Here is a 12,322-nt window from a genome sequence, read left to right as displayed (position 1 = left end):
TACTTGATCAATTGATCACATTTCTTATAGAATACATTAGGACTAAATTTTTTGATTCACCAAATAGAGGTTTGTTTTTTTTATTATACCTTTAAAGTCAATCAATTACAATCCTGTTATGAAAAAAAATAATCCATTATTCAAAATTGCAGTAACAATATTGTTTTGTCTTGCCCTTTCCATCAGCGCAGAGGCGCAACTTAAAAAAGGTGCAAGCGTAGAAGGTATTACAGAATACAGTTTGGACAACGGTTTAAAAGTACTTTTGTTTCCTGATAATTCTGCACAAACTATTACTGTAAACATAACCTATATGGTGGGTAGTCGTCATGAAGGCTATGGCGAAAAAGGCATGGCGCATTTGTTGGAGCACATGGTGTTTAAAGGCACACCAAACCATCCCAATATTCCAGAAGAACTATCCTCTCACGGTGCACGCCCCAATGGAACCACATGGTATGATCGTACCAATTATTTCGAAACGTTTAATGCTACAGATGAAAATTTGGATTGGGCGTTAGACTTGGAATCGGATCGAATGGTTAATTCCTTTATTGCGAAAAAGGACTTGGAATCTGAATTTTCAGTCGTTCGAAATGAGTTTGAGAGTGGCGAAAATTCACCTACCCGTGTTTTGATGCAAAAAGTGATCAGTTCTGCCTATCTATGGCACAACTACGGCCAATCTACTATTGGAAATAAATCTGATATTGAACGGGTGCCTATTGAAAATTTACAGGCATTTTATAAAAAGTATTACCGACCTGACAATGCTATTTTAATGGTGACGGGAAAATTTGATACTGAAAAAACCTTAGCTTTAATAGAGAAGAAATTTGGACCGATTAAAAATCCAGAAGAAAAATTAAAAGATGTACCAACGATTGAGCCGGAACAAGATGGCGAAAAACGCGTGACCTTAAATCGTGTGGGCGACTTGCAAATTGTATCTGCATTGTATCATGTACCTGCAGGGTCTCATGAGGATGCGGCTGCATTGACGATTGCTGAACAAGTGTTGACGGATGAGCCTTCCGGCAGATTGTATAAAGCCCTGGTAGATGGCAAAAAAGCGTCTGGTATTTGGTCTTTTACACCGTTTACCAAAGAACCTTCTTTTTTATATATTAATGTAGATGTGCCATCTGATAAGTCGTTGGCTGAAGCAGAAACAACTTTATTGACCACCTTAGATAGCCTGGCAGATGCACCAATTACCGAAGCCGAATTGAATCGAGCCAAGGCAAATATGTTGAAGCAAATGGATCAGGTGTTTCGGAATTCCTCGTATTTGGGCACTTATATGAGTGAGTTTATTGGGGCTGGCGATTGGCGATTGGCATTTATTTTTAGAGACCGTATTGAAGATATGACGGTTAATAAGGTCAATGAGGCTGTTAAAAAGTATATGATTCCTTCCAATAGAACGGTTGGGAATTTTGTGCCAACAAAAAATCCTGTGCGCATCGGGATTCCGCATACTGAAAACTTAGAAACCTTGGTAGCCAATTATAAAGGTAAAGAAGCTTTAGATGCTGGTGAAGCTTTTGATGTGTCCTATGAAAATATTCAAAACACCTTAAACTCTGGAACATTGGAGAGTAGTGGCATTGAGTATGGTCTTATCAAAAAAGATAACCGTGGTAAAACAGTCAACCTCACCTTTAATTTGCGTACAGGAAATGTGGATCAATTGATGAATAAGGGGCTTACAGCAAGATATACGGCCAGAATGCTCAATAAAGGCACCACCACCATGTCCAGACAAGATATTGAAGATAAGTTGAGCGCCTTAAAATCGTCAGTATTCTTTAACGGTTCTAACGGACGTGTTACTGCTTCTATAAATAGCACAGAAGACAACCTGATGGAAACTCTTGCTTTAATGACAGATATGTTGAAAAACCCGACGTTTGATGCCACAGAGTTGGAAAAGTTGAAGACACAAGACCTGGCAAGTCTAGAAGAAAGTAAAACGGAACCACAATCTGTTGTATCGAGACAGGTAAGGTTACTCAATAATCGCTATAAAAAAGGTCATCCTTTATATAATAGAACACTAGAGGAAGAAATTGAGGCTATAAAATCTATAAATGTCGCAGATTTAAAAGCCTACCATAACGATTTTTATGGTGTTAACAACAGTGCATCCTTGGTGGCTATTGGTAATATGGATGAGGAGGCTGTTAAAACCTATATTGATAATACGTATGCCGATTTCAAATCGGATAAATCGTATACTGAAATCAGTGATAAATTTCAGAACAGCAAGCCTGCCAATGAAAAAATCATAACCCCAGATAAAAAGAATGCCTTCACTTTAGGGGTGATTTCCTTTGAAGGCAGCCAGTATGACGAAGACTATGCCGCTTTACAAATAGCTGGAGAAATTTTTGGTGGTGGGTTTCTAAACTCTCGTATTGCAGGACGCCTACGTCAAAAGGACGGGGTAAGCTATGGTGCTGGGGGTAATGTTGGAGTGGATGATAATCAGGAAGATAAAAATTCGTCCATGTACATTTATGCCATTTATGCTCCAGAAAATGCAGCTAAGGTACAGCAAGGTTTTAAAGAAGAAATAGCCCATTATATTACTGAAGGCATTACTGAAGAAGAGCTTAAAAATGCCGTCAACGGTTGGGTTCAGGAGCAAAATGTATCGAGAGCAAAGGATAATGAGTTGGCAAGAGTCATCAACAACAACTTGTATTATGACCGAGACATGATGTTTCAGAAAAATGTTGAAAACCAAGTTAAAAAACTAACGGTTGAAGATGTGAATAAGGTTATTAAAAAATACTTTAAAAACTATGAGAATTGGACCGTGGTCAATGGTGGCGATTTTGATAATCTGAAGATCAAGACAGATGCTAAAAAGATAGACTAATATTAAACCAATCAAAAAATGACCTGCTTCAACAGTTTTGGCTGAGGAGCAGGTTTTTTGTTTTTAAAAATTTGAATTGTAATAGTTTAGTAAAATAACGAGGTGTTTTTAAATGGTTGTTTGTGAGTAGTTTAAGGTGTTGTGATGGCTATTGTCTGTCTTCATAAATAACTAAAATTAGATGCTACAATAACTATTTAAATTTTGTAAATTTGCCTGCGTTTAACAGCGCAACATGACAACTACTACAAAATACATATTCGTCACAGGAGGAGTAACGTCTTCCTTAGGGAAGGGCATTATAGCAGCTTCTTTGGCAAAATTACTTCAAGCTCAAGGCTACAGAACAACAATTCAAAAATTAGATCCATACATTAACGTTGATCCAGGTACAATGAATCCTTATGAACATGGGGAATGCTACGTGACGGATGATGGTGCTGAAACAGATTTGGATTTGGGCCACTATGAGCGTTTCTTGAATGTAACTACCAGTCAATCCAACAACGTTACTACTGGGCGCATCTATCAAAGTGTTATTGAAAAGGAGCGCCGTGGAGAGTTTTTGGGTAAAACCGTTCAGGTTATTCCTCATATTACGGACGAAATTAAGCACAGAGTGCAAATTCTTGGAAAGTCTGGCGATTTTGATATTGTCATTACTGAAATAGGAGGAACCGTTGGAGATATTGAGTCTTTACCATATATAGAAGCGGTACGTCAGTTAAAATGGGATTTGGGCGAGCATAATGCCATCGTGATCCATTTAACCCTAGTGCCGTATTTATCTGCAGCAGGAGAATTGAAAACAAAACCCACCCAGCACAGTGTGAAAACATTGATGGAAAGCGGGGTAATGGCAGATATTTTGGTGTGTCGCACAGAACACGAGTTGCCACTGGATCTGCGTCGTAAATTGGCATTGTTTTGTAATGTTCGCGAAGAAGCTGTCATTCAATCTATTGATGCCTCTACAATTTATGATGTGCCTAATTTAATGTTAGAGCAAGGTTTGGACAAAGTCGTTCTTAAAAAATTGGACCTTCAAAGTGATGCTCCAGATTTAACCCAGTGGAACCAATTTTTAAAACGCCATAAAAATCCTAAGAGTGAAGTTACTATAGGATTGATTGGAAAATACGTTGAGCTACAGGATTCCTACAAATCTATATTAGAATCGTTTATACATGCAGGGGCGGAGAATGAAGTTAAAGTAATTGTAGAGCCTATCCATTCTGAACACCTAACCATAGAAAATGCATCACAAAAATTAGCACATTTAGATGGTGTGCTCGTGGCTCCAGGATTTGGTGAACGCGGTATTGATGGAAAGATTGAAGCGGTTAAGTACGTAAGAGAACATAATATTCCGTTTTTGGGCATTTGTTTAGGGATGCAAATGGCTGTTATAGAGTACGCGCGTAATGTATTGGGATTAAAAAATGCCAATTCAACAGAAATGAATCCGCATACGTCTGATCCTGTTATTGACTTAATGGAATCGCAAAAAAACATCACAGAGAAAGGTGGCACTATGCGTCTTGGGGCTTGGGCCTGTCATTTAGAAGACGGCAGCATCGCTAAAGAGGTGTATCAGAAATCTGATATCATGGAGCGCCATCGCCATCGTTACGAATTTAACAACGCCTATAAACAGCAAATTGAAGAGGCTGGAATGAAAGCAACGGGATTAAACCCTGACACCGGCTTGGTGGAAATTGTAGAAATTCCATCGCATAATTGGTTTGTAGGTGTACAGTACCATCCAGAATATAAGAGTACCGTTGCCAATCCGCATCCATTATTTGTGGCTTTTGTAAAGGCAGCAGTTAATTATAAGCAAGATGAAAATCGTGTCAGTATGGCACAAAAGTAATCTTGGATGCATTTTTGTGATAAAAAATCTTATCAAAAAACAAAATTAATTACCAACTTAAAAAAGGCCTTTAAAGTTTTACCAACCCGTCAGGTCTGAACACAAATTAAATGGAAGAAAAAAAATTTGATTTCAATTCTATTGTAGGATTTGTTCTTATTTTCGGAATATTGTTGTTCATGCTGTGGCAGAACAAACCAACTCCTGAGGAAATTGCAGCTGAAGAGCAAGCCAAACAAGCTCAGATAGCCGCAGAGAAACAGCAAAAGGTCGAGAAGGATACATTTGTCACCAAGGCTGAGGATTACTCCAATACCACAGCATTAGATTCTCTTAAATTAGAGGCTTTAAAAAATAGATTGGGTGCTTTTGCCTATGCGTCTACCTTGCCTTCTGCTACTGATACTGAAACCTTGGTTGAAACCGATTTATTCCAGTTAAAGTTCAGTAATAAGGGAGGGTACTTATCTGAAGTAAAACTTAAAAAGTTTGTGACTTCTGATTCTGTGCCAATCTATATTATTAAAGATGGCAATGCCAACTTTAATATCTCATTTTCTACAACAGACAATAGAAATCTAAATACCAAAGACCTATATTTTGAGCCAACAATAACCCAAAATGGCGAAAACACAGTGGTTTCGATGAAGCTTAAAGTTTCTGAAAGCAAGTTTTTAGAGTACCGTTATGAGTTGAAGCCAAATGATTACATGTTTGCGTTTAATGTACGCTCACAAGGGTTATCTGATGTGATCAACAGTTCTCAACAAGTCAATTTAGATTGGAATATCAAAACCTATCGTCACGCTAAAAGTATCAGCTATGAAAATAGATATACGGAGCTGCTTTTTGAATATGAAGGCGGAAAAGACGATTATTTAGGGCAACAGGATTTTACTGATGATACCGCCGAAGATGTAACCTGGGTGGCTAATAAACAGCATTTCTTTACCTCAATTCTTTTAGCAGATCAACCGTTTAAGGAAGGCTTGTTTACTTCTAAAAATTTAGTTCAAGACGAAGATATAGATACGGTTTTCACCAAAGCGTTTACTACTAAACTGCCATTGGCACTGCAAGGTGGTGAATTGAATAGAAACATGGATTTGTATTATGGTCCAAGTGATTATAAAATTTTAAATGCATATGACAGGAATCTAGATGAAATACTGCCATTGGGTTGGGGTATTTTTGGCTGGATTAACCGTTACTTATTTATCCCATTATTTGCATTTTTAGGGTCTTTTATGCCTTACGGAATCGCGATTGTGGTCATGACGGTGTTAATCAAATTGTGTCTGTCATTTGTACAGTACAAACAGTTCCTGTCTCAAGCGAAGCTTAAAATTATTAAACCAGAATTGGATGCTATTCGTGAAAAGTATAAAGACAACAAGCTGAAAGTTCAGCAAGAAACCATGGCCTTACAATCTAAGGCAGGCGCGAGTCCGCTCAGTGGATGCTTGCCGGCGCTGATTCAGTTACCAGTGTTTTATGCACTCTTCCAGTTCTTCCCATCGGCCTTTGATATTCGTCAAAAAAGTTTCCTTTGGGCAGATGATTTATCGTCTTATGATACCATAGCCAATTTACCGTTCAAGATTCCGTTTTATGGAGACCACGTAAGTTTGTTCCCAATATTGGCGTCCATAGCAATTTTCTTTTACATGAAGATGACCACAGGGCAACAAATGGCGTCACAACCAACTCAAGAAGGGATGCCAGATATGGCAAAAATGATGAAGTATATGATTTACTTCTCTCCTATAATGATGTTATTCTTTTTTAATAACTATGCTTCTGGATTGAGTTTGTATTACTTTATTTCTAACTTAATTAGTATCGGAATCATGTTGGTGATCAAAAATTTTATCTTAGACGAAGATAAAATCCATGCACGTATTCAGGTGAGTAAAGCAAAACCTAAAAAAGAAAGTAAGTTCCAAAAGAAAATGAAAGAAATGATGGAACAAGCTGAACAACAACAGAAAAAACAAGGAAAGCGTTAGATTAGCTTTTTAAGTACACTAAAAAATGTCTCTAAAGTCTTTAGAGGCATTTTTTTTAACTTCTAATGAGAGGTCATAAAAACCATCCCTAATAAGTTGAAACCCAATCCTAAATACCAGGCATTGCAAAATGTTATAAGTTTTTGAAATAAGTTTCAATTTTTTGAGTTTATTTGTTCGACATAACGTGACTGAACCTCTTTAATGAAAACATATAATGAGTAATCAAAATATACTTTTTACGGTAGTTTTAACCCTGTTTTTAACTGCTGTCCATGCCCAAGAGAAGGTCAACCAATATGATGCTAAAGGAGAGCGCCATGGCATATGGAAAAAGAATTATGAAGGTTTAGATCAACCAAGATATGAAGGCACCTTTCAACACGGGAAAGAAGTAGGCCAATTTAAGTTTTACAAGCTCGATAAAAATAAAAGTGTGCTGAGCGCTACCAGAGAATTTAATCTTGATAACGGTGATATTAGTGTCAAGTTTTTTTCATCAAAGGGAAAATTAATTAGTGAGGGCCATATGGTCGATACGCTTTTTGTAGGGAAGTGGGTGTATTATCATAATAAGACTAAAGCGGTCATGACCGTTGAACATTACAACACCAATGGACAACTTGAAGGCGAAAGAATGGTGTATTACGAAACCGGGCAAATGGCCGAACATTCCACTTACAACAACGGAAGAATAGAGGGCATCTCCAAAATATTTTCTGATAAAGGTGTGGTCATTAAAGAGTTTACCTATAAAGATGATAGGCTCGATGGCATGTCAAAATATTATAATGGCGATGGGCAACTACTTGCTGAAGGCGCTTATAGAAAAGATCAAAAATACGGCATTTGGAAATTTTACGACAATGGCATCTTGACCGAAGAAAAGGATTATACAGTTTATAGTAAGAATCCGATGAAACAGTAGGGGAAATGGGGGTTTTTTAGTTGGCAGTTTTCAGTCTTTAGTAAATTGTTTTTATTGTTTTTATTGTTTCTGTTGTTTCTGTTGTTTCAAGTTGGAGTCGCTATACATTAGAGATCTGCGTAAATTGGCGACATCTGCGGGGGACTTAGTTTTTCAATAGGTTTCTGTTGTTTCTGTTGTTTCTGTTGTTTCTATTGTTTTTTTTGTTTCAAGTTGGAGTCGCTATACATTAGAGATCTGCGTAGATTGGCGACATCTGTGGGAGTTAAGCTTGTAAATAGGTTTCTGTTGTTTCTATTGTTTGTTTTGTTTCAAGTTGTAGTTTCTATACAATTAGAAATCTGCGTAAATTGGCGAGATCTGCGGGACCTTGGTTCGTAAATAGGTATCCTTTGTTCCTATTATTCTTAGGATTTCAGACACCACTATTTAATAAACAATCAGTCTGCAAAAAAAACATCCAAATCAGCAGGTCACTACGGGCAGGTAAATTCCTGCCTTCGCTAAAGCTACGGTCGGGCAATCAACTCAACTTCAACTTCATTTTCATTTTCATTCCCAATAATCTTCGTAATTTTGCAAAATGAAAAGAGTAATCGTAGGACTTTCGGGAGGTGTAGATTCAAGTGTTGCCGCGTATTTGTTAAAAGAGCAAGGGTATGAGGTCATTGGTCTGTTTATGAAAAATTGGCATGATGATTCGGTGACCATTTCTGATGAATGCCCGTGGTTGGATGATAGTAATGATGCTATGCTGGTGGCCGATAAATTAGGCATTCCCTTTCAAACGGTCGATTTAAGCGAGCAATACAAGGAGCGCATTGTCGATTATATGTTTGATGAATATCAAAAGGGGAGAACGCCAAATCCGGATGTGCTTTGTAATAGAGAAATCAAGTTTGATGTGTTTATGAAAATTGCGCTCCACTTGGGTGCCGATTATGTGGCTACGGGCCATTATTGCCGTAAAGGCGTGCTTCAAAAAGATGGTCAAGATGTTTTTCAACTACTCGCAGGAGTAGACACTAACAAAGATCAATCCTATTTCTTGTGTCAATTATCCCAAGATCAATTGTCAAAAGCACTGTTCCCCATTGGCGAATTGACAAAGCCAGAAGTGCGCAAAATCGCTGCTGATCTCGATTTGGTTACTGCAGATAAAAAAGATTCCCAAGGGCTTTGCTTTATTGGTAAAGTGCGATTGCCTGAATTTTTACAACAAAAGTTACAGCCAAAAGAAGGCGTCATTGTAGAAATCCCAGCAGAGCAAGTGTTGTATCAGGACTCACAACCTGAATTCACTTCTGAGAAAGAAAAATTAGCCTATCTGACGCGTAAAATCGATTATAATGTTACTGACGGTAAAATTGTTGGGACACATCAAGGTGCCCATTATTTTACTAAAGGTCAGCGTAAAGGGCTTGCCGTTGGAGGTACGGCTGAACCCTTGTTTGTCATTGATACTGATGTTGAAGAGAACGTCATTTATACCGGTCAAGGTAAAGAGCATCCCGGATTGCTTAAAAGAGCACTTTTTGTGTCTAATGATGAGGTGCATTGGATCCGTGAGGATTTAAAATTAGAAGTGGGTCAAACTATGAAGGTCAACGCACGAATCAGATACCGCCAACCCCTTCAAAAGGCCATTTTACATCAGCTAGAAAATGGACTATATGTGGTTTTTGAAGAGTTGCAATCGGCCATTACAGAAGGGCAATTCGCAGCTTGGTATCTTGATGATGAATTAGTAGGTTCGGGAGTTATTTCTTAAATTGCAGTACTGATTTTACTAAATTCTTGCTGTATTTCATGAAATTCATTCTGTTCTTCTTATGCTGCATTTCTCAGGCTGCCTTTTGTCAACAAGATGCTTGGGTTTATTTTGCGGATAAGGAAAACGTTGAAACTTCTCTTGAAAATCCGATTTTCATACTTTCCCAATCAGCCATTGACAGGAAAAAACTTCACAGTATTAGCATTGATGCCCGAGATGTACCGGTCAACCCTACTTATATTTCCGCAGTAAAAACGGTAAATAATATAACTGTATTTGCTAAATCCAAATGGATGAACGCCCTTCATGTTAGAGGAGGTGTTGCCGCTATTAAGTCGCTTTTTAATTTGGAGTTTGTGCGAACGATCGATTTTGCTGATAAGAACCTTCCCGATTTATCAAGACCAACTCTGCAAGATAACAAGTTTACTATTGAAGCAAATTTAGAAGATTTTGAATATGGAAGTGCCCAAAATCAAACAGATATGATTCATGTAGGTGCGCTTCACATTGAAGATTTTACAGGTCATGGCATTATAATAGCAGTGTTTGATTCTGGCTTTCCAAACGTAGCCACAATGGCTTCTTTTGAGAGATTGAGAACTGACCAAAACTTGTTGGATGGTTATGATTTTGTCAATAGAACTTCAGCTATTTATGACTATTCAGGCAGCTCCCACGGAACCCGTGTGTTGAGTACGATGGCTGGATATATAGAAAATAAATTTGTGGGTACGGCTCCTGATGCCTCCTATTATCTATTCCGAACAGAGGAGTCAGAAATTGAAAATCCCATTGAAGAAAGCTACTGGGTTGAAGCCGCTGAACGGGCAGATAGCTTAGGGGTGCATATCATCACTTCCTCTTTGGGGTATAATACTTTTGACAACCCCAACTACAATTATACACCGTCAGAAATGGATGGGACTACGACGTTTATCAGCAGAGGCGCTACTATTGCATCCCAGAAAGGAATTTTAGTGGTGAATTCGGCCGGTAATTCTGGAAACACACCATGGGGAATTGTCACCGCCCCTGCAGATGCCAAAGGTGTATTTACAGTTGGTGCGGTAAATGGGGATGGTCTTTATGCGTCATTCAGTTCGCGTGGAAGTAATTTTCAGCCCACCCAGAAACCAGACGTCGTCGCCCAAGGGTTAGGATCTTTTGTTATTGATGAAACGGATTCTATTGTCAATAATAATGGCACCTCTTTTAGTGCCCCCATTGTGGCGGGTGCCATAGCCAGCTTATGGCAGGCAATGCCTACAGCAAGTGCAGAACAAATTAAACAATACGTTCGGATGTCTGCATCTCAATATGATACACCAGATTATTTATTGGGGTTTGGTATTCCTGATTTTGAGGCAGCTTTAGCTTTGACGTTGTCAACCAAGAACGCCAAATTCAATACGTTTAAAGTGTACCCCAATCCTGTTGCGCACGAACTTCACCTGAAATTACCGTCTAGCAATGAAGATCGTACACTTCGTGTTTATGATGTTCTTGGCAAAAAAATAATCGAGCAGATGTATAAAGATGCCTACTCAAAAATAGATGTCTCAGCGTTGGTTTCAGGAATATATCTGCTTAAGATCGATTCAAAGACCACAGCTTTCAATTTTCAATTTATAAAATTCTAAATGTCAAATAAAATTACAACCCTTTTCAATATCCAATACCCAATTATTCAAGCAGGAATGATCTGGAACAGTGGATGGAAATTAGCGTCTGCTTCAAGTAATGCAGGTATTTTAGGACTTATCGGTGCAGGATCAATGTATCCTGATGTGCTGCGCGAACACATTCAAAAATGTAAACAGGCCACCGACAAACCGTTTGGGGTCAATGTGCCTATGTTGTACCCGAATATTGAGGAAATCATGGATATTATTGTAGAGGAAGAGGTTAAAATAGTCTTCACATCTGCAGGAAATCCCAAAACATGGACCGCATGGCTTAAAGAACGTGGGGTAACCGTAGTGCATGTGGTGAGCAGTGTAAAGTTTGCTTTAAAAGCACAAGAGGCAGGTGTCGCTGCTGTTGTGGCAGAAGGTTTTGAAGCCGGAGGGCATAATGGTAGAGAAGAGAGTACTACCTTAGCATTAATTCCTATGGTACGAGAGGCTTTAGACATTCCGCTAATTGCCGCTGGAGGAATTGCTACTGGGCAGGGCATGTTGGCCGCCATGATATTAGGGGCCGACGGTGTTCAGGTTGGCAGCAGGTTTGTTGCGAGTAAAGAGAGTTCCGCACATCAAGCGTTTAAAGATGAGGTTGTCAATGCTAAAGAGGGCGCAACCCAATTGACTCTTAAAGAATTGGCGCCCGTACGGTTGATTAAAAATAAGTTTTATAATGATATTGTAGAGCTGTATAAAACGGCGCCCAGTATTGATGATTTAAAAGGCCTATTGGGAAGGGCACGAGCAAAACGGGGCATGTTTGAAGGCGATTTGGAAGAAGGCGAATTGGAAATTGGTCAGATTGCTGGACTGATCCATGATATCAAACCCGTTGCCGAGATTGTCCACGATATGCTGGCAGAATACGAAACGGCAAAACAACAGGTAAGCACGTTGTTTTAAAGAGGTATTCTTTAAATCAGATTTAAATTAGTGAAACTCAATTTTTAAAAGTTGCGAAGCAATGAATTAAAAATTGTTAGTTGAACTAATCCCGCTTTTTAGCGGGATCCTTGGGTTTTATTCCCCGACGCTCTGCGTCGAAATAAAAAAGGAACTTCTACTTGATACCTCGTACCCTTGGGTCGAGGTTGTTCATTTGCCCTTTATCGCAAGTTGATAACGATAACTTATCCGGTGTGTTTTTGTTGAAATTAAATCGG

At 38.7% G+C, this 12,322-nt stretch carries 7 protein-coding genes; all 7 read left to right on the top strand.

Features of this window, described 5'->3' with window-relative positions:
* Positions 1-118: 118 nt before the first annotated feature.
* The 7 genes from JEM65_RS01290 to JEM65_RS01260 all read left to right on the top strand — a co-directional run bounded on the left by JEM65_RS01290 (position 119) and on the right by JEM65_RS01260 (position 12,062).
* Positions 119-2,887, top strand: a complete 2,769-nt coding sequence (locus tag JEM65_RS01290; RefSeq protein ID WP_199596740.1) for a M16 family metallopeptidase — start codon at positions 119-121, stop codon at positions 2,885-2,887.
* Positions 2,888-3,122: 235 nt separating this feature from the next.
* Positions 3,123-4,763: a CTP synthase gene (locus JEM65_RS01285; RefSeq protein ID WP_199596739.1), complete on the top strand. Its 1,641-nt coding sequence runs from the start codon at positions 3,123-3,125 to the stop codon at positions 4,761-4,763.
* 110 nt (positions 4,764-4,873) lie between these two features.
* Complete coding sequence (gene yidC / locus JEM65_RS01280) at positions 4,874-6,772, top strand: membrane protein insertase YidC (RefSeq protein WP_199596738.1); 1,899 nt, start codon at positions 4,874-4,876, stop codon at positions 6,770-6,772.
* Between the two features lie 217 nt (positions 6,773-6,989).
* Positions 6,990-7,700, top strand: a complete 711-nt coding sequence (locus JEM65_RS01275) for a toxin-antitoxin system YwqK family antitoxin (RefSeq protein WP_199596737.1) — start codon at positions 6,990-6,992, stop codon at positions 7,698-7,700.
* A 583-nt stretch (positions 7,701-8,283) separates the two neighbouring features.
* The gene (mnmA, locus tag JEM65_RS01270) at positions 8,284-9,471 is read left to right on the top strand and encodes a tRNA 2-thiouridine(34) synthase MnmA (RefSeq protein ID WP_199596736.1); all 1,188 of its coding nucleotides are present in this window, start codon (positions 8,284-8,286) and stop codon (positions 9,469-9,471) included.
* A gap of 38 nt (positions 9,472-9,509) precedes the next feature.
* Positions 9,510-11,117, top strand: a complete 1,608-nt coding sequence (locus tag JEM65_RS01265) for a S8 family serine peptidase (protein WP_199596735.1) — start codon at positions 9,510-9,512, stop codon at positions 11,115-11,117.
* A complete protein-coding gene (locus tag JEM65_RS01260) occupies positions 11,118-12,062 on the top strand; it encodes an NAD(P)H-dependent flavin oxidoreductase (RefSeq protein ID WP_199596734.1) in 945 nt (314 codons plus the stop codon).
* Positions 12,063-12,322: the final 260 nt, after the last annotated feature.

The sequence above is a fragment of the Gelidibacter salicanalis genome, assembly GCF_016469035.1.
Taxonomy (GTDB): Bacteria; Bacteroidota; Bacteroidia; order Flavobacteriales; family Flavobacteriaceae; genus Gelidibacter; species Gelidibacter salicanalis_A.
The sequence above is the reverse complement of the archived record's forward strand: the minus strand, read 5'-3'. Positions and strand labels throughout refer to the sequence as shown.

What these genes read in the sequence shown, in the direction of transcription:
- JEM65_RS01290 (WP_199596740.1), top strand. Translation starts at nt 119, where the DNA reads ATGAAAAAAAATAATCCATTATTCAAAATTGCAGTAACAATATTGTTT.
- JEM65_RS01285 (WP_199596739.1), top strand. Translation starts at nt 3,123, where the DNA reads ATGACAACTACTACAAAATACATATTCGTCACAGGAGGAGTAACGTCT.
- yidC (WP_199596738.1), top strand. Translation starts at nt 4,874, where the DNA reads ATGGAAGAAAAAAAATTTGATTTCAATTCTATTGTAGGATTTGTTCTT.
- JEM65_RS01275 (WP_199596737.1), top strand. Translation starts at nt 6,990, where the DNA reads ATGAGTAATCAAAATATACTTTTTACGGTAGTTTTAACCCTGTTTTTA.
- mnmA (WP_199596736.1), top strand. Translation starts at nt 8,284, where the DNA reads ATGAAAAGAGTAATCGTAGGACTTTCGGGAGGTGTAGATTCAAGTGTT.
- JEM65_RS01265 (WP_199596735.1), top strand. Translation starts at nt 9,510, where the DNA reads ATGAAATTCATTCTGTTCTTCTTATGCTGCATTTCTCAGGCTGCCTTT.
- JEM65_RS01260 (WP_199596734.1), top strand. Translation starts at nt 11,118, where the DNA reads ATGTCAAATAAAATTACAACCCTTTTCAATATCCAATACCCAATTATT.